At 71.8% G+C, this 26477-nt stretch carries 22 protein-coding genes and 1 tRNA gene; 8 read left to right on the forward strand and 15 right to left on the reverse strand.

The features are described 5' to 3' along the window. Nucleotides 1–27: 27 nt before the first annotated feature. Nucleotides 28–861, forward strand: coding sequence for a trans-aconitate 2-methyltransferase (locus OG357_RS23405; RefSeq protein WP_329623011.1), 834 nt, complete (start codon nucleotides 28–30; stop codon nucleotides 859–861). An 82-nt stretch (nucleotides 862–943) separates the two neighbouring features. On the opposite strand, the gene OG357_RS23410 is transcribed toward OG357_RS23405, so the two are convergent. The 4 genes from OG357_RS23410 to OG357_RS23425 form a co-directional block, all read right to left on the reverse strand. After that, nucleotides 944–2656, reverse strand: coding sequence for a VCBS repeat-containing protein (locus tag OG357_RS23410; RefSeq protein ID WP_329623012.1), 1713 nt, complete (start codon nucleotides 2654–2656; stop codon nucleotides 944–946). A 70-nt stretch (nucleotides 2657–2726) separates the two neighbouring features. Further along, nucleotides 2727–4424, reverse strand: coding sequence for an FG-GAP repeat domain-containing protein (locus tag OG357_RS23415; RefSeq protein WP_329623013.1), 1698 nt, complete (start codon nucleotides 4422–4424; stop codon nucleotides 2727–2729). Between the two features lie 212 nt (nucleotides 4425–4636). Next, nucleotides 4637–5338, reverse strand: a complete 702-nt coding sequence (locus tag OG357_RS23420; RefSeq protein ID WP_329625672.1) for a TetR/AcrR family transcriptional regulator — start codon at nucleotides 5336–5338, stop codon at nucleotides 4637–4639. Beyond that, a complete protein-coding gene (locus tag OG357_RS23425; protein WP_329623014.1) occupies nucleotides 5338–6330 on the reverse strand; it encodes an acyl-CoA desaturase in 993 nt (330 codons plus the stop codon). Before OG357_RS23425 ends, OG357_RS23420 begins: the two co-directional genes overlap by 1 nt. Nucleotides 6331–6578: 248 nt before the next feature. Between OG357_RS23425 and ppc the strand changes: the two genes are divergently transcribed. Then, a complete protein-coding gene (gene ppc / locus OG357_RS23430) occupies nucleotides 6579–9308 on the forward strand; it encodes a phosphoenolpyruvate carboxylase (protein ID WP_329623015.1) in 2730 nt (909 codons plus the stop codon). A 69-nt stretch (nucleotides 9309–9377) separates the two neighbouring features. Here ppc and OG357_RS23435 read toward each other — a convergent pair whose 3' ends face one another. The 5 genes from OG357_RS23435 to OG357_RS23455 form a co-directional block, all read right to left on the reverse strand. Further along, nucleotides 9378–10157 carry an LPXTG cell wall anchor domain-containing protein gene (locus OG357_RS23435; RefSeq protein ID WP_329623016.1) on the reverse strand — a complete coding sequence of 260 codons (780 nt, stop codon included), beginning with the start codon at nucleotides 10155–10157 and terminating at the stop codon, nucleotides 9378–9380. Nucleotides 10158–10279: 122 nt separating this feature from the next. Then, complete coding sequence (locus OG357_RS23440) at nucleotides 10280–10723, reverse strand: hypothetical protein (protein ID WP_329623017.1); 444 nt, start codon at nucleotides 10721–10723, stop codon at nucleotides 10280–10282. Between the two features lie 42 nt (nucleotides 10724–10765). Further along, complete coding sequence (gene pth / locus OG357_RS23445; protein ID WP_329623018.1) at nucleotides 10766–11362, reverse strand: aminoacyl-tRNA hydrolase; 597 nt, start codon at nucleotides 11360–11362, stop codon at nucleotides 10766–10768. Nucleotides 11363–11456: 94 nt separating this feature from the next. Next, on the reverse strand, nucleotides 11457–12044 hold the full coding sequence (locus OG357_RS23450; RefSeq protein ID WP_329623019.1) for a 50S ribosomal protein L25/general stress protein Ctc: 588 nt from the start codon (nucleotides 12042–12044) through the stop codon (nucleotides 11457–11459). Between the two features lie 234 nt (nucleotides 12045–12278). Beyond that, a complete protein-coding gene (locus OG357_RS23455; RefSeq protein WP_329623020.1) occupies nucleotides 12279–13901 on the reverse strand; it encodes a penicillin-binding transpeptidase domain-containing protein in 1623 nt (540 codons plus the stop codon). An 86-nt stretch (nucleotides 13902–13987) separates the two neighbouring features. Here OG357_RS23455 and OG357_RS23460 point away from each other — a divergent pair, with 86 nt between their 5' ends. Next, nucleotides 13988–14935, forward strand: a complete 948-nt coding sequence (locus OG357_RS23460; protein WP_329623021.1) for a LysR family transcriptional regulator — start codon at nucleotides 13988–13990, stop codon at nucleotides 14933–14935. Beyond that, complete coding sequence (locus OG357_RS23465) at nucleotides 14932–15807, forward strand: serine hydrolase (protein WP_329623022.1); 876 nt, start codon at nucleotides 14932–14934, stop codon at nucleotides 15805–15807. Before OG357_RS23460 ends, OG357_RS23465 begins: the two co-directional genes overlap by 4 nt. A gap of 108 nt (nucleotides 15808–15915) precedes the next feature. Here OG357_RS23465 and OG357_RS23470 read toward each other — a convergent pair whose 3' ends face one another. From OG357_RS23470 to OG357_RS23480, 3 genes are all read right to left on the reverse strand, one after another. Further along, on the reverse strand, nucleotides 15916–16890 hold the full coding sequence (locus OG357_RS23470) for a ribose-phosphate diphosphokinase (RefSeq protein ID WP_056649212.1): 975 nt from the start codon (nucleotides 16888–16890) through the stop codon (nucleotides 15916–15918). Nucleotides 16891–17011: 121 nt separating this feature from the next. Continuing rightward, nucleotides 17012–18457 (reverse strand): bifunctional UDP-N-acetylglucosamine diphosphorylase/glucosamine-1-phosphate N-acetyltransferase GlmU, encoded by a 1446-nt coding sequence (gene glmU, locus OG357_RS23475; protein WP_329623023.1) that lies wholly within the window; start codon nucleotides 18455–18457, stop codon nucleotides 17012–17014. 109 nt (nucleotides 18458–18566) lie between these two features. Beyond that, nucleotides 18567–18638 (reverse strand) — tRNA-Gln (locus OG357_RS23480). 160 nt (nucleotides 18639–18798) lie between these two features. Here OG357_RS23480 and OG357_RS23485 point away from each other — a divergent pair. Then, entirely contained in the window at nucleotides 18799–20124 is a 1326-nt protein-coding gene (locus tag OG357_RS23485) for a sensor histidine kinase (protein ID WP_329623024.1), read from the forward strand. Nucleotides 20125–20145: 21 nt separating this feature from the next. On the opposite strand, the gene OG357_RS23490 is transcribed toward OG357_RS23485, so the two are convergent. Together OG357_RS23490 and OG357_RS23495 are read right to left on the reverse strand one after the other, a co-directional pair. Beyond that, the gene (locus OG357_RS23490; RefSeq protein WP_317596084.1) at nucleotides 20146–20640 is read right to left on the reverse strand and encodes an SUKH-3 domain-containing protein; all 495 of its coding nucleotides are present in this window, start codon (nucleotides 20638–20640) and stop codon (nucleotides 20146–20148) included. 10 nt (nucleotides 20641–20650) lie between these two features. Next, a complete protein-coding gene (locus OG357_RS23495; RefSeq protein ID WP_329623025.1) occupies nucleotides 20651–21163 on the reverse strand; it encodes a YwqJ-related putative deaminase in 513 nt (170 codons plus the stop codon). 263 nt (nucleotides 21164–21426) lie between these two features. Here OG357_RS23495 and OG357_RS23500 point away from each other — a divergent pair, with 263 nt between their 5' ends. The 3 genes from OG357_RS23500 to OG357_RS23510 all read left to right on the forward strand — a co-directional run bounded on the left by OG357_RS23500 (nucleotide 21427) and on the right by OG357_RS23510 (nucleotide 25934). Next, entirely contained in the window at nucleotides 21427–22425 is a 999-nt protein-coding gene (locus OG357_RS23500; protein ID WP_329623026.1) for an SMI1/KNR4 family protein, read from the forward strand. 7 nt (nucleotides 22426–22432) lie between these two features. Next, on the forward strand, nucleotides 22433–24895 hold the full coding sequence (locus OG357_RS23505; RefSeq protein ID WP_329623027.1) for an SUKH-4 family immunity protein: 2463 nt from the start codon (nucleotides 22433–22435) through the stop codon (nucleotides 24893–24895). Nucleotides 24896–25019: 124 nt separating this feature from the next. Beyond that, nucleotides 25020–25934 carry a cellulose-binding protein gene (locus tag OG357_RS23510; protein WP_329623028.1) on the forward strand — a complete coding sequence of 305 codons (915 nt, stop codon included), beginning with the start codon at nucleotides 25020–25022 and terminating at the stop codon, nucleotides 25932–25934. 74 nt (nucleotides 25935–26008) lie between these two features. Here OG357_RS23510 and OG357_RS23515 read toward each other — a convergent pair whose 3' ends face one another. Beyond that, nucleotides 26009–26392, reverse strand: a complete 384-nt coding sequence (locus tag OG357_RS23515) for a VOC family protein (protein WP_329623029.1) — start codon at nucleotides 26390–26392, stop codon at nucleotides 26009–26011. Nucleotides 26393–26477 lie beyond the last annotated feature (85 nt).

A 26477-nucleotide genomic window follows, 5' to 3' on the forward strand; every position in this document is an offset into this window, starting at 1 on the left:
GCTCGTTCCAGCAAGGGGGCTTCGAACATGCATTCCGTGGAATCCGCCGCACCAACCTGGGATCCGCAGCAGTACCTCCGTCACTCCGGCCACCGCACCCGGCCCTTCCTCGACATGCTCGCCCGAATACCACGCCTCCCGGCCCAGGACCGGCCGGCCCGCATCGCCGACCTCGGCTGCGGCCCCGGGAACATGACGGCGCTCCTCGCCGACCACTGGGCCGACGCCCACATCACCGGCTTCGACCTCTCACCCGACATGCTGGAACGCGCCGAGAAGGACTGGTCCGGCACCACCCGGGGCGGCGGCTGGCTCGACTTCCGGCCCGCCGACGCCGCGCACTGGACCCCCGCCGAGCCGTACGACCTGATCGTCTCCAGCGCGGCCCTCCAGTGGGTGCCCAACCACCCCGAGTCCTTCGCCGCGTGGGTCGACGGCCTCCGCCCCGGCGGCACCCTCGCCTTCCAGGTCCCCGCCAACTTCACCTCGCCCAGCCACGCCCTGCTCGGCGAACTCTGCGACACCCCCGAGTGGCGCTCCCGCCTCGGCGACCAGGGCCGCCGCTTCGTCCACATCCTCGACGCGGCCGAGTACCTCACCCGGCTCACGGACCTCGGCTGCGAGACCGAGGTCTGGGAGACCACGTACTGCCGGCTCCTCCAGGGCGAGGACCCCGTCCTGGACTGGGTGATGGGCACGGCGCTGCGGCCCGTCCTCACGACCCTGGGCGACGACCAGGAGGCGGTCGACGCGTTCCTCGCGCAGTACCGCGCACGGCTCCGGCAGGCCTACCCGCCGGGCCGGCACGGCACGGTCTTCCCCTTCCGCCGCGTCTTCGCCGTCGCACGCAAGCCGGCGTGAGTGCCTTAACGCACGGGAGCCCCGCACCGGAGTTCCGGCGCGGGGCTCCCGTGAGCGCCTGCTGATACGGGCTGCCGTAGGTCTAGTACAGGTTGCCGTAGGTCTGGAAGCCGTGACCGATCTCCGCCCGGCGGGTGAGGGTGGCGCTCGTGCCGGTACCGAGGTACCGGAACAGGGCGCCCGCCGCGTTCACCGCGACCAGGTCGGCCCTGCCGTCGCCGTTCAGGTCGCCCGGCGCCGCCAGCTTGTTGTACGTACCCCAGCCCCCGCCGAGGTTCTTGCGCCCGGCGAACGGGGTGGTCTCGGAGCCGGTGCCCCGGTACAGCCACAGGTTGCCCGCGCGGTCGCGCGCCAGCAGGTCCGTACGGCCGTCGCCCGAGAAGTCGCCCGCGCCCAGGATGCGGTCGTACGCGCTCCAGCCGTCACCGACCCGGATCCGCGAGGCCAGTGCCGTGCCGTTGCCGTTGCCCTTGTACAGGTAGAGGACGCCGGAACGGTCCCGGGCGAGCAGGTCGGCCTTGCCGTCGCCGCTCAGGTCGCCGGGGCCGACGAGCGTGTCGTAGATCTGCCAGCCGCCGCCGAGGTCGGCCTTGCCGTTGTTGTACAGGTGGCCTTCGTAGACCTCCAGAAGGTCGGCGACCGGGCCCGTGTCCAGCGCGGAGACGTACGAGATGTTCGAACCCGCCCAGCCCCCGGTGCTGCCGAACTGTTCGCGCGCGGTGAAGGTGCCGTTGTTCAGGCCGCCGTACCAGAAGAGCGTCCCGGCCTTGTCGCGGGCGAGGAACGAGCTCTTGCCGGCGGTGGGGATGTTGCCCGCCCCGGCGAACTGGTCCACGTTGTTCCAGGTGCCGGAGAGCTTCACGCGCGTCGCGTACGAGCCGTTGCCGAGACCGCTGTAGGCCCAGAGGACACCGGCCTGGTCACGGGCGAGCAGATCGGCCTTGCCGTCACCGTTGCGGTCGTCGGGGGCCACGATCTGGTTGTACGTGTTCCAGCCCTGGCCGAGCTCCCTGCGGGGCTTGAACGGCGACCTCGGGTCGCCGGTGCTGCCGTAGAAGTACAGCCGGCCGTCCGTCGCGCGAGCCACGACGTCGCCTCGGCCGTCGCCGCTGTTGTCACCGATGCCCACGAGCTGGTCGTAGGCGTCCCAGCCGGGGCCGACCTTCGCGGGGCCGGCGAACGGCGCCGTCATCACGCCGGTCGCCCGGTAGTAGTAGAGGTCGCCGTTGTACCGGCGGGCCAGCAGGTCGGCCTTGCCGTCGCCGCTGATGTCGCCGGGCGAGAACACCTTGTTGTAGATGTTCCAGCCCTTGCCCGTCCAGGCGAGCGAGCCGGAGGTCGGGGTGGCCTCCTTGTACAGCCGGAGCGCGCCGTCCTCGGTGAGCGAGAGCAGCTCGGGCTTGCCCGTGCCGTTCTGGTCGCCGAGCGGAACGAGGTCGAGGTCCACGGGGGAGCCCGCGGTCTCGAACACGGTGGCGTCCGCCGTCGAGGACGGCGCGACGTACGTCCAGCCGTTCCACTTGCGGTGGATCAGATCGGTCTTGCCGTCACCGTTCACGTCGAAGCGGGGCGGCACGACGGCCGTGGCCCCGGCGATACGGGCCGTGCCGGTCTCGACGGCCGGCTGCGACATGTCCAGCTTCGGCGTCGTCGTGTCACCGCGCTGCGGCTCCTCCACGACGGGCCGGGGGCCGGACTCGGCGACGGCGGGCGACGCCAGCAGCATGCCGGCGGACAGGGCGAGCGCGGTGCAGGTGCTGACACGACGAGCACGCCCGAAGAATGCGGAACGCAAGAATCCCCCCTGGGATCGAGGTGGCCCGCACGGGAACTCCGGTGCGGGCCGGTCACGAACGGCGAAGCCGTTACGACATGGAGTTGTAGACCTGGAAGCCGTGGCCGATCTTGACGCGCGTCGAGAACTTCGACGGGCTGGTGTTCAGGTAGCGGTACAGGTCGCCGGTCGAGGTCACCCCCAGGACGTCGGCCTTGCCGTCGGCGTTCAGGTCGCCGGGGGCGGTCAGGTGCTTGTACGTGTTCCAGCCGCTGCCGATGCTCACGCGCGCCTTGAACGGCGTGGTGGCGTTGCCGCTTCCCGGGTACAGGAAGAGCTCGCCGCCCGTTGTGCGGGCGAGCAGGTCGGCCCGTCCGTCGCCGGTGTAGTCGCCCGCGCCGAGGAGCTCGTTGAAGCCGCCCCAGCCGCCGCCGACCCGGATCCGGCCGGCGAACGCGGTGCCCTGGCCGTTGCCCTTGTACAGGTACAGGACACCGGAACGGTCCCGCGCGAGCAGGTCGGCCTTGCCGTCGCCGCTCAGGTCACCGGGGCCGACGAGGGCGTTGTAGACGCCCCAGCCGTTGCCGATGGGGGAGGTGCCGATCCAGAGCTGGCCGTTGTTCCAGTCCCAGATCTCGGCGATGTCGGAGAAGTTGTCCGAGTTGAACGAGGACGTGTTGACGAAGTCGATGCCGTCGTACTCGCCCGGGCCGCTGGCCTCGTAGCGCGGGGACAGTTGCCCGTTGGTCATGGCGAAGTACCCGTAGAGCGTGCCGCTGCTGTCCCGCCCGACGACGGTGTCCTTGCCCGTGTGAGGGTTGCTGCCGCCGCCGGCGAGCTGCGCGATGCCGATGCCGTCGCCCTCGTTGCCGTGCTGCTGGGGCGCGGCCAGGGTGCCGTTGGCCTCGACGTAGTAGGTGTAGAAGGTGCCCGCGTTCGTCCGGGCGAGGAGCGTGGCCTCGCCGAAGTTCACGATCTGGTTGTAGACACCCCAGCCGCCACCGATCCGCTTCGAGCCGGAGAACGGAGTGCTCGTGTTGCCCGTGCCGGAGTAGAAGTACAGGTTGCCGGCGGTGTCGCGGGCGTACAGGTCGGCCTGACCGTCGCCGGTCACGTCACCCGCGCCCACGAGCTGGTCGTACACGCCCCAGCCGCCGCCGATGAGGATCCGGCCGCCCAGCGGCCTTTCCAGGTCGCCGGTGGCCAGATACAGGTACAGCTGGCCGTCCTTGGTGCGGGCGACCACGTCGGCGAGGCCGTCGTTGTTCACGTCACCGGGCGACACGATCTTGTTGTAGACCTGCCAGCCGCCACCCACCACGTACGCGTACGGCGTGCCCGTCGTCTCGGCGTCGGCGTACAGCGTCAGCGTGCCGTTCTCGGAGAGGACCAGCACCTCGGGGTGGGAGTCGTAACCGCCCTGGTCGCCGATCGGGATGATGTCCTTGGCGACGTCGTCGTAGCGGTACAGGTCGAAGACGTCGTCCGACGCGTTGGAGTGGAGCTCCCCGTCGATCGACCGGAAGATGATGTCGTCGTAGAAGTCGCCGTCCAGGTCGGAGAGCGGCAGCGCCGCCGCCGTCCCGGCCGCAGCCGCCCCGGCGCGCGCCGAGTCCTTCTTCGGGTGCGTCAGCTGCGGCGGCGTGAAGGAACGCTCCACCTTCTTGACCGACGGACGCGGCGCCGGAGTGTCGGCGGAGGCCGTGCCCGTGAGGAGCATGCCCGCGGAGAGGGCGAGAGCGGTGCAGGCCGTGACGCGGCGGGCACGCTTGGAGCGCAGGAAGAACAAGAAGATCCCCCCAGGGAATCAGAGGTTCAAAGGAACCAAACAGGGGGGCTCGTACGGCATCGAACGGCGTCAGCGCAGGCCAGTGGGCGTGCGGAGACGGCTTCGCTCGAAGGTCGGAACACCCCCCCCGGATGTTGAACGCGATTCTACCCACGGGGGCGCCCTACGCCAGAGCTTTACTCAGTGAGACTGCCAGAATCGAACCTTCCGGTTCAGTTCTTGCGATGCCCTATCAACCGCGGCTTCTGCTCCAGACCGTCGAGCCCGTGCCACGCCAGGTTCACCAGGTGCGCCGCGACCTCCGCCTTGTCCGGCTTGCGCACGTCCAGCCACCACTGACCCGTCAGCGCCACACTGCCCACCAGCGCCTGCGCGTACAGCGGGGCCAACTTCGGGTCGAAGCCGCGGTTCTTGAACTCCATCCCGAGGATGTCCTCGACCTGCGTGGCGATGTCGCTGATCAGCGAGGCGAACGTGCCCGTCGACTGCGCCACCGGCGAATCCCGCACCAGGATCCGGAAGCCGTCCGTGTAGTTCTCGATGTAGTCGAGCAGCGCGAACGCCGCCTGCTCCAGGAGCTCCCGCGGGTGGCCCGCCGTGAGCGCCCCCGTCACGCCTTCCAGGAGCTGCCGCATCTCCCGGTCGACGACGACCGCGTACAGCCCCTCCTTGCCGCCGAAGTGCTCGTACACCACCGGCTTGGAGACCCCGGCCTTCGCCGCGATCTCCTCCACCGACGTGCCCTCGAAGCCCTTCTCGGCGAACAGCGTGCGGCCGATGTCGAGGAGCTGTTCCCGGCGCTCCGCGCCCGTCATCCTCACCCGGCGGCCACGCCGGGGCTTCCGCTCGCCGCTGTCGGTGCTGTCGGTGCTGCCGGTACCACTGGAACTGCCGTCGATCGCCACGTCTTCCATCATGCCGCTTCTGCGGACGGGTTCTGCCGCCGGGCTTCGATGCGCTCCTTCGCCGGCCAGCGCACGTCCGACGCCCAGCCCGCCAGCTCGAACCAGCGGATCAGCCGCGCGCTGGAGTCGACCTGGCCGCGCAGCACCCCGTGCCGCGCCGAGGTCGGGTCCGCGTGGTGCAGGTTGTGCCAGGACTCGCCGCAGGACAGCACCGCGAGCCACCACACGTTGCCCGAGCGGTCACGCGACTTGAAGGGGCGCTTGCCCACCGCGTGGCAGATCGAGTTGATCGACCAGGTCACGTGGTGCAGCAGCGCCACCCGGACCAGCGAGCCCCAGAAGAACGCGGTGAACGCGCCCCACCACGACATCGTCACCAGACCGCCCACCAGTGGCGGAATCGCCAGGGACAGGATCGTCCAGGAGAGGAAGTGGCGGGAGATCGCGCGGAGCGCCGGGTCCTTGATCAGATCGGGCGCGTACTTGTGCTGCGGAGTCCGCTCCTCGTCGAACATCCAGCCGATGTGCGCCCACCACAGGCCCTTCATCAGCGCCGGGACCGTCTCCCCGAAACGCCACGGCGAATGCGGGTCGCCCTCCGCGTCCGAGAACTTGTGGTGCTTGCGGTGGTCCGCCACCCAGCGCACCAGCGGACCCTCCACGGCCAGCGACCCCATGATCGCGAGCGCGATCCGCAGCGGCCGCTTCGCCTTGAAGGAACCGTGCGTGAAGTAACGGTGGAAACCGATCGTGATCCCGTGGCAGCCGATGTAGTACATCGCCACCATCAGGCCGAGATCCAGCCAGCTCACCCCCCAGCCCCAGGCCAGCGGCACCGCCGCGAGCAGCGCCACGAACGGCACCGTGATGAACAGGCCCAAGGTGATCTGCTCGATCGAACCCTTGGTGTCACCACCCAGCGTGGCGGAGGGCAGGGCCGTGGCGCCGGCGGGCGCCTCGGGTGCCTCGGGCGCCGAGGTCACCTCGGGGCTAGTGGTCATGGGTGTCCCCTGGGGATGAGGGTGAGGGTGAAAGGTCAACGAAGAAGCGGAAACCTGCGCCGTGGCTACGCCTCCGTAACCTACGGCGTCGTAAGTATGGCAGCGCCGTGACGCGCGGCAAGAGGGCACGAGAGGGGCGTTGGCCACGCCGCCACGGCGGACACCTATCCTGGGTGCGTCGGACAGCGCGGTCCGCAAGCCTCCAGTACCCCTCCAGACGTGCTCAAACACTGCAAGGAGCCGCACCTGTGAGCAGTGCCGACCAGACCCCCACCGCCAGCGCCGAGCTGCGCGCCGACATCCGCCGACTGGGCGACCTGCTGGGCGAGACCCTCGTCCGGCAGGAGGGCCACGAGCTCCTCGACCTCGTCGAGCAGGTCCGCAGCCTCACCCGCGAGAACGGCGAGGCCGCCGCCGAGCTGCTCCGTGGCGTCGAACTGGAGACCGCCGCCAAGCTGGTGCGCGCCTTCTCCACCTACTTCCACCTGGCGAACGTCACCGAGCAGGTCCACCGCGGCCGCGAGATGCGCGAGAAGCGCGCCGCCGAGGGCGGCCTCCTCGCCCGCACCGCCGACATGCTCAAGGACGGCGACCCCGAGCACGTCCGCGAGACGGTCAAGAACCTCAACGTGCGGCCGGTCTTCACCGCGCACCCCACCGAGGCCGCCCGCCGCTCCGTCCTCAACAAGCTGCGCCGGATCGCCGCCCTCCTGGAGACCCCGGTCATCGAGGCCGACCGGCGCCGCCACGACCTGCGGCTCGCCGAGAACATCGACCTCATCTGGCAGACCGACGAGCTCCGGGTCGTCCGGCCCGAGCCCGCCGACGAGGCCCGCAACGCCATCTACTACCTCGACGAGCTGCACGCCAACGCCGTCGGTGACGTCCTGGAGGACCTCGCCGCCGAGCTGGAGCGCGTCGGCGTCGAGCTGCCCGCCGGCACGCGCCCGCTGACCTTCGGCACCTGGATCGGCGGCGACCGCGACGGCAACCCCAACGTCACCCCGCAGGTGACCTGGGACGTCCTGATCCTCCAGCACGAGCACGGGATCACCGACGCCCTCGAACTCGTCGACTTCCTGCGCGGACTCCTCTCCAACTCCATCCGCTACACCGGAGCCACCCAGGAACTCCTGGACTCCCTCCAGCGCGACCTGGAGCTCCTCCCGGAGATCAGCCCCCGCTACAAGCGCCTCAACGCCGAGGAGCCGTACCGGCTCAAGGCCACCTGCATCCGGCAGAAGCTCGTCAACACCCGCGAGCGCCTCGCCTCCGGCACCCCGCACCAGGACGGCCGCGACTACCTCGGCACCGCCGAGCTGATCCACGACCTCACCCTCGTGCAGACGTCGCTGCGCGAGCACCGCGGCGGCCTCTTCGCCGACGGCCGGATGGACCGCACCATCCGCACCCTCTCGGCCTTCGGCCTCCAGCTCGCCACCATGGACGTCCGCGAGCACGCCGACGCGCACCACCACGCCCTCGGCCAGCTCTTCGACCGCCTCGGCGAGGAGTCCTGGCGGTACACGGACATGCCGCGCGACTACCGGCAGAAGCTGCTCGCCAAGGAGCTGCGCTCGCGCCGCCCGCTCGCCCCGACCCCGGCCCCGCTGGACGCTGCCGGCGAGAAGACCCTCGGCGTCTTCCACACCATCAAGCAGGCCTTCGAGCGCTTCGGCCCCGAGGTCATCGAGTCGTACATCATCTCGATGTGCCAGGGCGCCGACGACGTCTTCGCCGCCGCCGTCCTCGCCCGCGAGGCCGGTCTGATCGACCTGCACGCTGGCTGGGCCAAGATCGGCATCGTGCCGCTCCTGGAGACCACCGACGAGCTCAAGGCCGCCGACGTCATCCTCAACGACATGCTGGCCGACCCCTCCTACCGGCGCCTCGTCTCGCTCCGCGGCGACGTCCAGGAGGTCATGCTCGGCTACTCGGACTCCTCCAAGTTCGGCGGCATCACCACCTCCCAGTGGGAGATCCACCGCGCCCAGCGCAGGCTCCGCGACGTCGCCCACCGCTACGGCGTACGGCTCCGCCTCTTCCACGGCCGCGGCGGCACCGTCGGCCGCGGCGGCGGCCCCTCGCACACCGCGATCCTCGCGCAGCCCTGGGGCACCCTGGAGGGCGAGATCAAGGTGACCGAGCAGGGCGAGGTCATCTCCGACAAGTACCTGATCCCGTCCCTCGCGAGGGAGAACCTGGAGCTGACGGTCGCCGCCACCCTCCAGGCCTCCGCCCTGCACACCTCCCCGCGCCAGTCCGACGAGGCCCTCGCCCGCTGGGACGCGGCCATGGACACCGTCTCGGACGCCGCCCACACCGCGTACCGCAAGCTCGTCGAGGACCCCGGCCTGCCGGCGTACTTCCTCGCCTCCACCCCCGTCGACCAGCTCGCCGACCTGCACCTGGGCTCACGGCCCTCTCGCCGCCCCGGCTCCGGCGTCTCCCTCGACGGACTCCGCGCCATCCCGTGGGTGTTCGGCTGGACGCAGTCCCGGCAGATCGTCCCCGGCTGGTTCGGCGTCGGCTCGGGCCTGAAGGCCCTGCGCGAGGCCGGACTCGACGCGGTGCTCGGCGAGATGTACGAGAGGTGGGGCTTCTTCGGCAACTTCCTCTCCAACGTCGAGATGACGCTCGCGAAGACCGACCTGCGGATCGCCCGTCACTACGTCGACACCCTCGTCCCCGACGAGCTGAAGCACGTCTTCGAGACCATCGAGGCCGAGCACGCGCTGACGGTCGCCGAGGTCCTCAAGGTCACCGGCGGCGAGACGCTGCTCGACTCCAACCCGGTCCTCCAGCAGACCTTCGCCATCCGCGACGCCTACCTGGACCCGATCTCCTACCTCCAGGTCGCCCTCCTCGCCCGCCAGCGCGCGGCCGCCGAGCGCGGCGAGGACCCGGACCCGCTGCTCGCACGGGCCCTGCTCCTCACGGTGAACGGTGTCGCGGCGGGCCTGCGCAACACCGGCTGATCCGACCCCTGTCCATGACTGTGCCCCCGCCGGAATCCGACGGGGGCACAGTCATGCGTACGGGGTACGTCAGTGCTGCTGCGCCTTGCGGCGGCGGGTCACCAGGAACGCGCCGGCACCCGCGAGGGCCACGGCGACGGCGGCGAGGACGCCGACGGGGGCGCTGGAGCCCGTCTCGGCGAGGTCACCCTCACCCTTTGTGTCGGTGGAGCCGGTGGCGTCGGTGGAGTCCGTGCCACCGGTACCGGCGGTCTCGCTCTCGCCGGCCGGGACGGTCACGGACGGGGTCGCGGAGGGAGCCGGGGACTCGGTGCCGCCGGGCGTCGTCTCGGACGGTGCGGGGGACTCGGTGCCGGGGGTCTCCGTGCCCGGAGTCTCGGTGCCGGGGGTGCCGGGGGTCTCCGTGCCGGGCGTCTCGGTGCCGGGGTTCCCCGTACCGGGCTCGTCCTCGCAGTCGATCCAGAAGACCTTCTGCTTGGCCTCGCCGTTCTCGCCCTTGAAGTTCCAGTCCAGCTTGTAGTGGCCGTCGGGGAGCTTGATGTCGTCGGTACGCCCGTTGCCGGAAGCGTCCAGCGTCAGCGTGCCCGAGGTGCCCTCGAGATCGGCGGTCGGCGGGTGGCCGTCGATGACCCAGGAGATCTCCTGAGCGCTGTCGAACTTGAAGCCGTCGAGGTAGAACTCGCAGACGTGAGGCTGGTTGGCCTTGATCTCCTGGTCGGTCTTCGACTCGTGGATCTTGACCGTGCCGTTGTCGCCGGGGCCTTCCGAAGCGAAGGCGGCGGGGGCCAGCACGAGGGAGCCTGCCACGGCCGCGACGAGCGCGCCGGAGGAAATGAGGGTACGTCGCATGTGCAGTCGTCCGTCTCGGGATGAGGATGCCGTGGGGGATGGCGGACGCAGACTATCCGTCGCTTTAAGTCAGCCTTAACCCAGCGGCCCATAACGATCGCGCCATGAAAGGCGAAATCCGATCAGAGCGTCAGGAACGCCGCCACCAGCAGCGCCCCGCCCGCTCCCGCGAGCGACCACGCCGTCCGGGTCAGCCGCAGCCCGCCGCCGACCACCGGCGCCGCGAGCAGCAGCGCGCCGCCCAGCGGCAGCCACGCGTGCAGACCGCCGCCCCACCCCGTCCGTACGCCCTCGTCCGTGCCCGGCTTCACCACCACCGGGATCGTCACGCCCTTCTCCGCCGCGACCGAGGCCTCGATCGTCAGCGTCCGCCGCGGCGACGACGGGTCCTCGGCGGCGTACGTCCCGCTGCACGTGTCCTCCGTGCAGCCGGTCACCGTCAGCGTCCCGTGCTCGCGGCCCTTGGCGAGCAGGACGTGCTGGGCGGAATCCCACGACGCCCACGCACCCCCGACGACGAGGAGCAGGGTGACCAGGGCCATGGCGGCGTTACGGACGTGCGTCATGACCCGCGATCGTACAGTCGTACGTTCCCGGGGCCGGGAGCCCTACGAGTTGTACGCGGACTGCGCCCGCTCCAGGCCCTCCGCCACCAGGCACTCCACCGAGTCCGCCGCCCGGTCCACGAACCAGTCGAGGTCCTTGCGCTCCGTCGACGAGAAGTCCTTCAGGACGAAGTCCGCGACCTGCATCCGGCCCGGCGGACGCCCGATCCCGCACCGCACGCGGTGGTACTCGGGACCCATCGCCTTCGTCATCGACTTCAGACCGTTGTGGCCGTTGTCGCCGCCGCCGATCTTCAGCCGCAGCACCGCGTAGTCGATGTCCAGCTCGTCGTGGATCGCCACGATGTGCGCCGTCGGCACCTTGTAGAAGTCGCGCAGCGCCGTCACCGGACCGCCCGACAGGTTCATGTACGACATCGGCTTCGCGAGGATCACCCGGCGGTTCTCCGGGCCGGGGGGACCCATCCGGCCCTCGACGACCTGCGCCTGGGTCTTCTGCGCCCGCTTGAACGAGCCGCGGATCCGCTCGGCCAGCAGGTCCACGACCATGAAGCCGATGTTGTGGCGGTTGGCCGCGTACTCGGGCCCCGGGTTGCCGAGGCCGACGATCAGCCAGGGGGCGTTGGCGTCGTCCGTCATCGCGTCAGGTCTCCTCATGAGCATGCAGGAACAGAGAAACGGGGTGACAGGCCGTACGGCCCGTCACCCCGTCACGTCAGGCAGAGCCTACGGCTCAGGCCTCGGCACCCTCGGTGGCCTCGGCCTCGGCCGACGGCTCCTCGGCCTGCGCGGCCAGGACCTGGAGGACGACGGCGTCGGCGTCGGTCACCAGGGTGGAGCCGGCCGGGAGGGTGATGTCCTTGGCGAGGACGGAGGCACCGGCCTCCAGGCCCTCCACGGAGACCGTGACGGCCTCGGGAAGGTGGGTGGCCTCGGCCTCGACGGAAAGGGTGTTGAGCACGTGCTCCAGCAGGTTGCCACCGGCGGCGAGCTCGCCCTCGGCCTGCACGGGGATCTCGACGGTGACCTTCTCGCCGCGCTTCACGAGGATGAGGTCGACGTGGACGAGGGAGCCCTTGATGGCGTCACGCTGGACGGCCTTCGGGATCGCCAGCTCGTTGGCGCCGTTGATGTCCAGGGAGAGCAGGACGTTCGGCGTACGCAGCGCCAGGCCGAGCTCGTGGGCCGGGAGGGAGATGTGGACCGGGTCCGTGCCGTGGCCGTAGAGGACCGTGGGGACCAGGGAGGCGCGACGGAGCTGGCGCGAGGCGCCCTTGCCGAACTCCGAGCGGACGGTGGCGGCGAGCTTGACCTCGGACATGTTGCACTCCTCGTAGATGGTGACGAAACACAAGTGGTCACCCGGCCACGACTGGCGATGGCCTGCTACGAAGAGCGCGTCGATAACGGACCGCCGTGACCCTGTACATCCGTACGGGTACGGCCTCCCTCGCCGAGCAACTACGGCAGTCTACCCGCCGTCACCTGGCCGCCCAAATGGATCAACCGAGACCCCTCCGACCTGCGGCGCCGTCCTGGTCCTCGCTGGCCCCCGTCAGCCCGCCGCGCCGCCCCCGGCCGACTCCGCGAGCAGGTCGCGCAGGACAGGCCCGGCCGATCCCGAACCGCTCTCCGCCCCCTCCACCACGCACGCCACCGCGATCTCGTCGTCGTACGCCACGAGCCAGCCGTTGTTGTTCCCGTCCTCCGTCACCTCGGCCGTCCCCGTCTTCGCCCCCACCTGGCCCGGCACCCCCGCGAGCACCTTCGCCGACCCGTCCGTCACCGTGTCCCGCATCAGCGACCGCAGCTGCTTCACCACCCCCGAAGGCAGCGGCTTCGTCGCCACCGCCGGCTGCTCCGTCCCCTTCACCAGCAGCGGCTGGTGGAACGTCCCCGACACCGCCGTAGCCGTCGCCGACGCCATCGCCAGCGGATTCGTCCGCAGCCTCCCCTGCCCGAACAGCGCCGCCGCCTTCTCCGTCTCGCTCGCGGGCACCGGCACCTCGGCGTCCACCGAACCCACACCCGTCTTCCACTCCGGCCCGATCCCGAAGTAGTCCTTCGCGAACACGGTCATCTCGTCGTTCGCGAGACGCCCCCGCAGCGCCACGAACGCCGTGTTGCACGAATGGATGAAGTCCTCACGGAACGTCGCCCCCGGAATCTCCGAGGTCTCCACGTTGTGGAACTGCTTCCCGACCGTCAGGTACTTCGGACAGTCCACGCGCGACTCCGGCGTCACCGCCCCCTTCGCCAGCAGCGCCGCGGTCGTCACCACCTTCCACGTCGACCCCGGCGCGTACGTGCCCTGGAAGGCCCGGTTGAAGCCGCCGGCCGGCCCGTTCGCCACCGCCACCACCTCGCCGCTGTCGATCCGTACCGCCACCAGACCCGCGTTCCGCCCGTCGGCGTGCCGGGCGAGCGCCTTCTCCGCCGCCCGCTGGATCCGCGCGTCGATCGTCGTCCGCAGCGGACCGCCGCCCTCCCCGGGATCCGGCCCGAACCGCACCGCCGTCGACCTCGTCTCGCCCGTGATCCGGTCCACGACCTGCACCTCGCCCCGCGGCTTCCCGCCGCCCAGGCCCAGCACCGAGACCAGCGACGGATGCTCCGCCGCCGAGATCGCCTTCCCGTCCCGGTCCACCGCCGCGAGCTCCGCCGACTCCTCCTCCACCAGCTTGAACCGCTGCTTGTCGTTCAGCTGGGGATGGATCAGCGGCAGCTCCCACCGCACCCGCCACCCCGACTCCGTACGCGCCACCGCGAGCTCCGAGCCGTACGACCACGTCCCCAGCTCCGCCACCGGCATCTTCGCCCGGTACGGCACACGGGCCCCGGCGCCCGCCTCGCCGTCCACCCGGGCCGCGCCCGCCGTCAGCACCGGCTTCGTGATCTCCAGCCCCGCCGTGAAGTTCCGCAGCGTCTCCTCGGCCTTCGCCGGCGCATCCGTCAGCCGCGCCGCCGCCTGCAGATCCCCCGCCGCCCACCTGCTCAGGAACGCCTGAGCCGTCCGCACCGCCTCCGGATCGGCCGTCCTCGGCGGCTCCTCGCCCTTCTTCAGCGGGCCGTACGCGACCGCCCACCCGGCGGCCCCCGCCACCAGCGCACCTGTCACCGCCACCGCCGGCCAGCGCCGCCGCCTCGCCCGCCCCACCCCTGCTCGATGTGTCGTCATACCGGCAGCGAAACAGACACGCGTGCGACCAGTCCAAGACTCATATCGCCATGCAAGACATAGCCGAACGCCTATCCTTGCTGGTCATGGACCTGCTCCTGCATCTGCGGTACTTCAGGACCGTCGCCGAGGAACAACACTTCGGACGGGCCGCCGCCCGCCTGCGCATGGCCCAGCCCTCCCTCTCCCAACGCATCCAGCGCCTCGAACGCGAACTCGGCGTCCGACTCCTCGACCGCGGGGCCCGCGGCGCCACCCTCACCCCCGCCGGCCGCCTCGTCCTCACCGAGGCCGAGCACGTCCTCGCCGCCGCCGACCGGCTCACCGCCACCGTCGCCCGCGTCCACAGCGGCGCCGCCGGCACCCTCCGCGCCGCCGTACCACCCGGCCTCGGAGCCACCGCCGTCGGCGCCCTCCTCACCGCCTTCCGCGAACGCTCACCCGGCGCCACCCTCGAACTCCGCGAACTCCCCACCGCCGCACAGACCGCCGAACTCACCGCCGGCACCCTCGACGTCGGCATCGTCCGCCACCCCTGCCCCGCCCCCGGCCTCGCCTTCGGCCCCACCCTCCACCAACCCCTCGGCGCCCTCCTCGCCGCCGACGACCCGCTCGCCACCCCGCCCGAACTCCCCGCCGCCGCCCTCACCGGCCGCGACCTCGTCCTCTTCCCCCGCGCCGAGGCCCCCGCCCTCCACGACGAGACCCTCACCGCCTGCGCCCGCCACGGCTGCACCCCCGCCACCGTCCTCGCCGCCACCGGACCCGACTTCACCCGCGGCCTCGTCCTCTCCGGCGGCGCCGTCGCCCTCGTCCCCCGCACCCCCGACGAGGCCGGCACCGTCTGGCGCCCCCTCCACGGCGCCACCGTCACCTGGCGCACCTCCACCGCCTGGCCCGAGGGCAAGGACAGCCCCGCCGTACGCCTCTTCGCCGACACCGCCCATACGGTCCTCCGCGCACACGCGGACATGCGCCCCGCCCCGTCGGCGAGGATGGTCTTCCCCCGCCCCGCATCGGAGTTCCCCCTGTGACCGCGCACGCCGCCGCCCGCCGCCGCATCGCCGCGGCCTTCGACGACGCGGGCGTCACCGGCCGGCTCCACGCCGTCGACATCGACACGGGCACCGCACTCGGCACCGGCTCCGACACCCTCGTACCGACCGCCAGCGTCCACAAACTCTGCCTCGTCGCCACCCTCTACCGGCAGGCGTCACTCGGCCTCGTCGACCCGACCCGCCCCGTCGACATCCCCGCCGAGGGCCGCGCCCCCGGCGCCACCGGCCTCTCCGTCATGCGCGACGCCGCCCGGCTCTCCCTCCGCGACCTCGCGAGCCTCGCCGTCGCCGTCAGCGACAACACCGCCGCCGACCTCCTCTGGGACGCCCTCGGCCTCGATACCGTCAACGCCACCATGACGGGCCTCGGACTGACCAGGACCCACGCCGTCCAGACCATGCGGGAACTCTTCGCGTCCGTCCGCGAGGACGCCCACGGCGACCCCGCCGCACTCACCGACCCCGCCGTCGTCGCCCGGCTCCGCGCCCTCGACCCGACCCGTACGAACCGCTCGACGCCCCGGGAGATCACCGCCCTGCTCACCGCCGTCTGGCGCGACGAGGTCTGCCCGGGGGAGTACGGCGAGGAGCTGCGGGCCCTCCTCGGCCTCCAGGCCTGGAGCCACCGGCTCGCCGCCGGCTTCCCCTTCGACGACGTCCGCGTCAGCGGGAAGACCGGCTCCCTGCCCACCCTCCGGCACGAGGCGGGCGTCGTCGAATACCCCGACGGCGGACGGTACGCCGTGGCCGTCTTCACCCGCGCGGCCTCCACGGACGTCACGCTGCCGGCGGCGGACGCGGCGATCGGCGCGGCGGCACGGATCGCGGTGGACGCGCTCAGGGCATGAGCTCAGGGCATGAGCTCAGGGCATGAGTTCGGGGCATGAGTTCGGGGCATGAGGAAGGGCCGCTCCCCCAACCGGGGGAAGCGGCCCTTCCTGGGTACTGCTACGGACTCAGTGCTCCTCGAAGAGGCTCGTCACGGAGCCGTCCTCGAAGACCTCGCGCACGGCGCGAGCGATCGTCGGCGCGATCGACAGGACCGTGATCTTGTCGAGCTCAAGGGCGCCGGGAACCGGCAGCGTGTCCGTGAACACGAACTCGCTGACCTTGGAGTTCTTCAGACGGTCGGCGGCCGGGCCCGACAGGATGCCGTGCGTGGCCGTCACGATGACGTCCTCGGCACCGTGCGCGAACAGGGCGTCCGCGGCGGCGCAGATCGTGCCACCGGTGTCGACCATGTCGTCCACCAGGACACAGACGCGGCCCTTCACGTCACCGACGACCTCGTGGACGGTGACCTGGTTGGCGACGTCCTTGTCGCGGCGCTTGTGCACGATCGCCAGCGGCGCGTCGAGACGGTCGCACCAGCGGTCGGCGACACGCACACGGCCGGCGTCCGGGGAGACGATCGTCAGCTTCGCGCGGTCGACCTTCGCACCCACGTAGTCCGCGAGGACCGGCAGCGCCGACAGGTGGTCCACCGGGCCGTCGAAGAAGCCCTGGATCTGGTCGGTGTGCAGGTCGACGGTCAGGATGCGGTCCGCACCCGCCGTCTCCAGCAGGTCCGCGACCAGACGGGCCGAGATCGGCTCACGGCCGCGGTGCTTCTTGTCCTGACGGGCGTAGCCGTACGACGGGATGATCACGGTGATGCTGCGGGCCGAGGCCCGCTTCAGCGCATCGACCATGATCAGCTGCTCCATGATCCACTTGTTGATCGGAGCCGTGTGGCTCTGGATCAGGAAGCAGTCCGCGCCGCGGGCCGACTCCTGGAAGCGGACGTAGATCTCACCGTTGGCGAAGTCGAACGCCTTGGTGGGAACGAGACCGACGCCCAGCTGGTGCGCGACCTCCTCGGCCAGCTCGGGGTGGGCGCGGCCGGAGAAGAGCATCAGCTTCTTCTCGCCGGTCGTCTTGATCCCGGTCACAGCACTGTCTCCTCAGACGTGTTCTCTGGCCGCGATCCCGCGCCCTGCGAGCGCGTGTGCGAACCAGCCGAATTTGTGTGCACGTATCACGGTACGCCGAGTTCGACGCACCCGTTTCCGGTCAGCTTTCGCTTGCGGAGTCCTCCGAAGCGACCTGGGCGGCCTGCGCGGCAGCGCTGCCGGGCCGCTTCCGGGCCACCCAACCCTCGATATTCCGCTGCTGGCCCCGGGCCACGGCCAGTGCGCCGGCCGGGACGTCCTTCGTGATCACGGACCCGGCGGCGGTGTAGGCGCCGTCCCCGATGGTGACGGGAGCCACAAACATGTTGTCCGAGCCGGTCTTGCAGTGGGAGCCGACCGTGGTGTGGTGCTTGGCCTCGCCGTCGTAGTTCACGAAGACGCTCGCGGCGCCGATGTTCGTGTACTCGCCGATGGTCGCGTCGCCCACGTACGACAGGTGGGGGACCTTCGTGCCCTCGCCGATCGTCGCGTTCTTCATCTCGACGTACGTGCCGGCCTTGGCCTTGGCGCCGAGGTTCGTGCCCGGACGGAGGTACGCGTACGGCCCCACGGAGGCGCCCTCGCCGACGACGGCGGTGTCGGAGACGGTGTTGTCCACCCGGGCGCCCTTGCCGACGCGGGTGTCCTTCAGCCGGCTGTTCGGGCCGACGACGGCGTCCTCGGCGATGTGCGTGGCGCCGAGCAGCTGCGTACCGGGCAGGACGACGGCGTCGGCCTCGAAGGTCACGGTCACGTCGATGAACACGGAGGCGGGGTCGACGACGGTGACGCCGCCCATCATGGCCCGCTCCAGGAGCCGCTGGTTCAGCAGGGCGCGGGCCTCGGCGAGCTGCACGCGGTTGTTGATCCCGAGGATCTCGCGGTGGTCACCGGCGACGGAGGCACCGACGCGGTGGCCGGCCTCGCGCAGGATCGACAGCACGTCGGTGAGGTACTCCTCGCCCTGGCTGTTGTCCGTCCGCACCTGACCGAGCGCCTCGGCCAGCAGCTTCCCGTCGAACGCGAACACACCGGAGTTGATCTCGCGGATGGCGAGCTGCTCGGCGGAGGCGTCCTTGTGCTCGACGATCGCGGTGACGGCACCGGCGGCGTCGCGCACGATCCGTCCGTAGCCGGTGGAGTCCGGCACCTCGGCGGTCAGGACGGTCACGGCGTTGCCGTCGGCGGCGTGCGTGCCGGCCAGGGCCTTCAGGGTCTCGCCGGAGAGCAGCGGGGTGTCGCCGCAGACGACGACGACGGTGCCGTCGGGCGTCTTCCCCAGCTCCTCCAGGGCCATGCGCACGGCGTGCCCCGTGCCGTTCTGCTCCTCCTGCACGGCGGTCCGGGTCCCGGTGTAGTGCGCCTCCAGGTGACCCTTCACCTGCTCACGGGCGTGCCCGACGACCACGACGAGGTGCTCGGGCTCCAGCTCGCGGGCGGCGGACACGACGTGCCCGACGAGCGAACGTCCGGCGATCTCGTGCAGGACCTTGGGGGTCTTCGACTTCATGCGGGTGCCCTCACCCGCTGCGAGGACGACGACGGCTGCCGGGCGGTTGGCGCTCACGGGAATGCCCTTCGGCTTTGGGTGGTGGACGCACGAAGGATACCGGGGGGTGGGGGCCCGGACATGAGCGCGGGTCCTGACCGTGACGGTCAGGACCCGAGTGAAGAAGCTCCCCCGCCAGGACTCGAACCCGGACATAAGGCACCAAAAGCCTCAGTGCTGCCAATTACACCACAGGGGATGGTATATGGGGCTGAAACGGACAGGCCGTCAGTCGTGTGCCCCGGCGGCATCCACTATGCCGTACCAGGCGCCTTCCATGCGACGGTAAAGCTCCGCGCGCTCATGGATGTACTTGCGGCGCACTCGACGATGTGCGGCGCGCCCGTAGGGTGGAGGGCATGACCGCGACGGGGGCAGACCGGGACGCTGTGGGCGTTCGTTCGGGGAGTTGGTGGTGGTGGGGGAAACGGCGGAGTGTCGCTCTTGATGTGGGGCTCGCTCTCCTCTCCGCGCTGGAGTGCGGGTTTCAGGGCATCGGGTTCGCCGAGAAGGCCGGGCTGCCCGTGCCCGTCGGGGTGCTGTTCGGGCTGATCGTCGGGTCGACGCTGCTCGTGCGGCGCCGGTGGCCCATCGCCGTCGTGCTCGTCTCCATGGCCGTCACGCCCGCCGAGATGGGCTACCTCATGGGGATCGTCGGGCTGTACACGCTCGCCGCCTCCGAGGTGCCGCGCCGCATCACCGCCGTCCTGGCCTCGATGTCGACCGTCGCCGTGTTCGTGGTGACCTTCGTGCGGCTGCGCCAGGACGTCGCCCAGGCCGATGTCGGGCAGCCGGACATCGACCCGAGCGGCTGGTACGTGCCAGTCGTCTCGCTCTTCATGACCCTCGGGCTCAACGCGCCGCCGGTGCTCTTCGGCCTCTACATAGGGGCCCGTCGCCGGCTCATGGAGAGTCTGCGCGAGCGGGCCGACAGTCTGGAGCAGGAGCTGTCGCTCCTCGCCGACCGGGCCGAGCAGCGGGCGCAGTGGGCGCGGCAGGAGGAGCGGACGCGGATCGCCCGGGAGATGCACGACGTCGTCGCGCACCGGGTGTCGCTGATGGTGGTGCACGCGGCGGCGCTCCAGGCGGTGGCCCTGAAGGACCCGCAGAAGGCCGTGCGGAACGCCGCCCTGGTCGGTGACATGGGGCGGCAGGCGTTGACGGAGCTGCGGGAGATGCTGGGGGTCCTGAGGAAGGAGGCCGCGCCGGTCGTTCCGGCCGCGGTGCCGCTGGCCGCCGTGGGGCGTGCCGCTGCCGCCGCCGCGGAGGCCGCCGCGGACGACGGTCCGCGCCTCGACGTCCTGGAGGCGCTGTGCGAGCAGTCGCGGCTCGCGGGGGCGGTCGTGGAGCTCGTGGTGCTGGGGGAGGTGCGCGCGTATCCGCCGGGAGTGGAGCGCACGGCGTACCGGGTGGTGCAGGAGGCGCTGACCAACGTCCACAAGCACGCGGCGGGCGCCAAGGTCGTGGTGCGGCTCGCGCACCGGGAGGCCGAGGTCGCGGTCCAGGTGGAGAACGGGCCCTGCCCGTCGGACGCCGGGGGTTCCGACGCGCGGCTGCCGAGCGGGGGGAACGGGCTCGTCGGGATGCGGGAGCGGGTCTCCCGGCTCGGTGGTGTGTTCGTGGCGGGTGCGACGGACGCGGGCGGGTTCAGGGTGTCGGCGGTGCTGCCGGCGACGGGGGAGTAGAGGGTCTACTGCCCCGTCGTTCTACTGCCCCGTCGTCAGACGGTTCGGCTGTACGCCGTTGATCAGCGTCGACAGCGCCGCGTCGATGTCCTTGCCGAGGTACCAGTCGCCCGCGTGGTCGAGGCTGTAGACCCGCCCCTCGACATCCATCGCCAGGACGGCCTGGTGCTCGCCCTCCTCGCCGAGCGGCGCGAGCTCGCTCTCCAGGGCGCGTCCCAGGTCGGCGAGGGTGCGCGCCAGGTGGAGTCCGGCGAGCGGGTCGAAGCGGACGGTCGTGGGCGCTATCTGCCGCCCGTGCCCGGGCGACGTGATCCGCAGGCCGCCGAACTCCGCCCACGCCTCGACGGCGGCGGGGAAGACGCTGTGCCGGTGGCCGGCGGGGGAGACGTGGGCGCGCAGGGCGTCGGCCCACTCCTCGGCGAGCTTGATGTCCCAGCGGCCGGGCTGCCAGCCGGCCTCGCGGAGGGCGGCGTCGACGTTGACCGGGAAGCGTGTCGTGCTGAGGTGGTCGGGCATGGGTGTGCGGTCAGCCGTTCTCGACAGGTGTCGTGGGGTCGACGGTGCGGACACCGAAGTGGGCGAGCATCGCCGTACAGGAGCGGCAGGGTGCCGCGTAGCTGCCGTGGAGCGGGTCGCCGTCCTCCCGGATGCGCCGGGCGGTGAGCTTGGCGTGTTTGAGGGACCGGCGGGCCTCGCCGGGGGTGAGGGGCTTGCGCTGGGCGCGCTTGGAGCGGCCGTTCTCGGTGGCGGTGAGGTGCCGGGAGAGCAGGATCGCCTCGGGGCAGCGCCCGGTGAAGCGTTCCCGCTGGTTGCCGGTGAGGGTGTCCAGGAAGTCCTGGACGAGCGCGTGCAGGAGGGGCGGGCGGTCGCCGCGGCCCGCGGTGCACGTGAGGGTCTCTCCGCGTACGGAGAGGGCGGCCCCGACGGTGGGAAGGATGCCGTCGCGGCGGTGACGCAGTAAGGGCGCGCGTGTGGCTTCGGCGCTGCTGCTCCAGTTGAGGCGTGGGTCACCCTGTGTGGGCGTCGTTGCTGCTTGCATGGTGCGTGTCGTCCCCTCCTGCAATCCCCCGAGTTGCGTGCACAGCCTGCCAAATAGGGAGCCATATGGGGAAGCTGGGGGCGCGAACGGTGGGGCCGGTGTGTCGGAATCATGGTGCAACTGTCATGGCGTCGTGACACTTGGTCACCGTCGGGCGGGGGCCGTTCGGGCTCTTGTGGCAGCGCATAGGCTGTGCCAGATCAGTCGGTAGCAGCAGTAGCAGCTAGCAGCAGTCAGCGACGCCAGTGCAGGGGGCAACCGCCATGACGACAGGTCGGCTCGGGCAGGACACCGCGCCACCGAACGCGGCCTATGCCGGGCAGGTCGTGCATTTTCCGGACCCGGTCCGCGCCGCCCGTCACCCCAGAGGGGTACGGATCGACGAGCACGGCCACCCGGACTTCTCGCCGTACGCGCGTGCGGCGGCGGAGATCGCCGATCCTCCGGAGGGCTTCGGCGTCGACGAGCTGCGTCTCACGGACTACGTGTCGGCGAACGCGGCGATGGCGGCGACCGGTCATGAGCTGTGGGACACGATCCCGCCGGTGGCGACCCCGCACGGCTGGACCTGGCACCACGTGGCGCGCAGTCGCCGGATGGAGCTGGTGCCGGTCGAGGTGAAGGCGCTGCTGCGGCACCACGGCGGTGTGGCGACGGCCGCCGTCGATCACGCCAAGCGTGGCACGCGGCCGCTCCAGGAGACCCGTCCCGCGCACTTCGGCCTGCCGAAGACGCTCGTGTCGGTGTCGGAGTCGCAGCTCCAGGGTGTCGAGGAGGACCTCGGCTACCGGCTGCCCGGCGCGTACCGCTCGTTCCTGAAGGCGGCGGGCGGGTGCGCGCCGGTGGGCGCGGCGCTCGACGCGGAGCTGGGGCTCCTGGTCGACCAGCCGTTCTTCACGGTGCGGGAGCAGGCGGGGGTCAACGACCTCGTCTACGTCAACAAGTGTCTGCGTGACCATCTGACGAAGGACTATCTGGGCGTCGCCTTCGTCCAGGGCGGTCTGGTCGCGGTGAAGGTGCGGGGCGACGCGATCGGCTCGGTGTGGTTCTGCGCGTACGACGACGCGCGGGATTCCGGGCCGGAGGCGGGCGCCTGGTCGGTGGCCGAGCGGGTGGAGCGGCTGCTGCTGCCCTGCGGCGAGGACTTCGACGTCTTCCTCCAGCGCCTCGCCGGCAATCCGCCGGAGCTGGAGACGGTGGCGAACCTGATGGTGGACGGCGGCTTCGCGCGCGCCGTGCCCGTGGTCCCGGTAGGGGAGTGAGCTGGCTGTGGTGACGTTCGCGCAGGCGCAGGAGCGCGCCGAGGAATGGATCAACGGCGACCTGCCGGCGTACCAGCACCGTGAGGTGCGGGTACGGGAGTTCGAGCTGGGCTTCGTGGTGTGGTCGGAGGACCGGCAGGGCGGTCCCGTCTCGGACGGCGGCCGGCAGCGGCTGGTGATCGCGCGGGACAGCGGCGAGGCCACGCTGTGGCCGGGGCTGCCGGTGGGCGAGGTGATCCGCCGGTACGAGGAGGAGTACGGGTCGCAGGAGGAGGCGGCCGCTCCGGCGGCGCCGCAGGCGGCCCGGATCGATCTGAACCAGACGTCGTTCCTGCTGAGCCCGCCGGAGTGGCTCCAGGACGCGGCGGACCGGATCGGGCTGCCGCAGGGGCCGAACGCGTCGCAGGAGGGCGGGAGTTCGTCCGCGCCGGTGGACGACGCGTCGGATTCGGTGTCTTCGCAGGCTTCGGTTTCGGTGGCGTCGTCGGCTGGTGTGGGGGCGGACGAGCCGACGGCTCCGGCCGCGGCCGCTCCGGTGGTTCCGCCGGTTGCGCCTGCACCCGTACCCAGTCCCGCGCCTGTATCCACCCCCACCCCGACCCCCGCTCCCGCTCCCGCTCCCGCGGCGAGTCCGTGGGCGGACGCGAACGCGAGTTCCGGTGGTGTGGACGGGGCGGTGCCGTTGCCCGCGACCGTGTTCGCGCCGCCGTTGTCGGGGACGGACGACGAGGACACGCCGCCCCCGTTGGTGGGTGCCGACGCGCCGACCGCCCTGATGAAGGGGGGCAGCGCGCTGCCGCCGACCGCGGTGGCCCCGCGCCTCGACCCGTCGGCGCCGCCGCCGTCGGCTCCGGTGGCGCCTCCTGTCCAGCCCGCGCCTCCCGGTCCTCCGGTTCCGGCGGCCGGGCCCGGCATGACGCCGCCTCCGCCGCCGCCCGCGCCGCGGGTGCCGGGTGCCGGGGACATCGCGGACGCCGCGACGAGCAAGGCCGCGCTGCCGCCGAAGAGCGGGCGCGGTCCGGCGACGCCGCCTCCGCCGCCGGGCGCGCCGGGTGTGCCCGGTGTGCCTGGTGGGTCGCAGGGGGGTGCCCCCGCGTACGTACCGACGCAGCTGGTGTCGCAGCTCGGGCCCGAGGGGCTCACGCCGCCGCAGCCCGCCCCGCCGGGTCCGCCCGGTGCGCCGGCCCCTCCCGGTCCTCCCGGTCCGCCGACCCCGCCGCAGCCTGTGCACCAGGCGGCGACGATGCTGGCGCACCCGAGTCAGGGTGGTCAGGGTGCGCCTCCGCCGCCCCCGCCGCCGCCGGGTGCGCCCGGCGGTACGCCCGCGGGTGGCGTGGCGCACGCCGCGACGATGCTGGCGCACCCCGGTCCGGGTGGCCCGTCGGTGCCGCCGCCTCCGGGGCCGCCGGCTCCGCCGCCGCCGGTGCACGGCGGGCACGCGCCGCCGCCCGGCCCCGGGCCCGTACCGCCCGCGTACGGGTATCCGCAGGCCGCGGGTCAGCCGACGGTCGGCCCCGGCTACCAGGCGGTGCTGCGCTACCGGGCGCCCGACGGTTCCGAGGCGCAGATCATCCGGCGTTCGGCGCCGGGCACCCCGCATCCGGAGTGGCAGATCCTGCACGAGCTGCGGGCGATGAACGTGCCGCCGCAGCAGGTGCTCGAACTGCACACGGAGCTGGAGTCCTGTGAGCTGCCGGGCGGTTACTGCGCGCGGATGATCCGGGAGACGTGGCCGCAGGCGCGGATCACGAGCATCGCCCCGTACGGTCGCGACCACACGGGCCGGCAGCAGGGCATGCGGCAACTTCTCACCCATCAGGGTGAGTTGCATCAGGTCGCGGACGGCCCGGCGCGTCCGGCGCCGGTGCGGGCGCCGCTGCCGCAGGTGCAGCCGGCGCCGCCGGTCCCGCCGGAGGCGATCGCGCAGGAGCTGGCCGGGGCGTTCGGCCCGGGCATCCTCCGCTTCGACCAGCACGCGGTGTCGCGTCAGGGTGTGCCGGAGCTGGTGGCGCGGACGTTGATGTGGGCGGGGCTGCCGGCGGACTTCGGTCCGTTCTTCTGGGCGCAGCCGGCCGTGCCGGTGGTGCCGACGCTTGCTGAGCTGGCGGCTCAGCGGCAGGTGCAGCCGGCGCCGGACGCGAGTTCGTACCTGGTGCTCGGCTCGGACTTCGGGCGGGCGATCTGCGTCCAGTACGGGACCGCGCACATCGTGGCGGTGCCGGTGGAGGCCGGTCCGGGCGGGCAGTCGGTGCCGCCGCAGTTCGTGAACACCGGGCTGCCGGAGTTCGCGCGCTCGATGGCGCTGCTCGGCCGGATGTGGCGGCTGCGCTTCGGGCTCAACCCGGAGCAGGCGGGGCGCTGGACGGTCGACTTCCAGGCGCAGTTGGTGATGCTGGATCCGGCGGCGTTGTCGTCGCCGGAGAACTGGTGGTCCGTGCTGCTCGAGCAGATGTGGGACGGTCTCCTGTAGGCACAGATGGACAGAATGTGACGAAAGGCGCTTGACGTGTATCCACGTTGGGCGCCTTTTGTCCGTTCTGATGGCGCATCCTGGACGTTCGGGCCGTTGGGGTCACAGGGAAGGGGCGTCAGGGATGAATTTCGCTGTCGGACGGGGGCGCGGATACCGCCCCGAGCAGGTCGACCGCCACCTCGCGGCGCTCTCCGAGGAGCGCGACGGGGCGTGGGAGCGGGCGGCGCGGCTCACCGTCCTCGCGAAAGACATGGAGGCGGAGGCGGTACGCCTGCGCGAGGCCGTCGAGGCGCTCGCGCCGCAGCGGTACGAGGCGCTGAGCGACCGGGCCCGGAAGATCCTGGAGATGGCCGAGCAGGAGGACGAGACGCTCGTCCGTGCCGCGGAGGCCGAGGCGCAGTCCCTCGCGGAGGCGGCCGATGCGGCGGGCCGGGAGGCGGCGGAGTCGGCCCGGGCGTACGCGGAGGGCGTCCGGACGGCGGCCGAGTCGGCGGCCCGCGCCACCCTGACGACCGCGCGCGAGCGGGCCGAGGAGCTGGCGACGGACGCGGGCCGCGAGGCGGAGGAGCAGCGGTCCGCGGCGCGGGAGGTCTTCGAGGAGACCGAGCACCGGGCGACGGAGCTCCTCGAAGAGCAGCGGGCCGAGCAGACGGCCGTACGGGACGAGGCCGAGCGTACGGCGGAGGGCAAGGCGGCCGACCTGGACGCGCGCCACGAGGAGCTGGTGGCCCGCGCGGAGGAGCGGCTCGCGGAGGCGCAGCGCGCCCTGGCGGAGACCGAGGAGCAGGCCCGGCACGGCCAGGAGGACGCGGAGGCGCGGGCGGAGGAGATCCTCGCGGAGGCCCGGATGAAGGGGGAGCGGGCCGAGCGCGAGACGGAGCGGGTGCTGCGGGAGCACGACGAGGCGCGGGACGAGATCCACGGGCACATGGAGCACATCCGCAACTCGCTGGCGGCGCTGACGGGGCGGGTGGCGCCGCCGGCGGAGGAGACCGAGAAGACCGAGAAGACCGAGGAGGGCGAGCAGGAGGCCTAGGGGACGCGGGCCAAGAGGCTTCCGCCGCGCGGAAGCCTCTTCAAGGGAGCCTCTTCAAAGCCGGCGCCCTGCCCTCAGTCCAGGCAGAACTCGTTGCCCTCCGGGTCGGCCATGGCGATCATTCCCTCGTCCACGCCGTCGGCGTCGAGCCGGTACAGCCGCTTCGCGCCCAGCTTCTCCAGCCTGGTGCACTCGTCCTCCAGCACGGTCATCCGCTCGTCCCCGGTCAGGCCGGGTGCCGCGCGCACGTCCAGGTGCAGGCGGTTCTTCACCGTCTTGCCCTCCGGCACCTTCTGGAAGTAGATGCGCGGTCCCTTGCCGTCCGGATCCGTGATGGCCGCCCGGAGGTTCGGCTCCTCGGGCGGCGGCGGGAGTCGGTAGCCCAGCGCCTGAGCCCAGAACGTCGCCTGTGCGCCCGGATCGGCACAGTCGTACGTCACCTGGAATTCCTTGGCCATGCTGCCTCCGACTGCTCGAATCTGCTCATGTCCTCGCCCCGGTCATCTCCGGAACGCGCCGACATCCTCGCACCGCCCCCGGTCG

This window comes from Streptomyces sp. NBC_01255 (genome assembly GCF_036226445.1).
GTDB lineage: Bacteria > Actinomycetota > Actinomycetes > Streptomycetales > Streptomycetaceae > Streptomyces.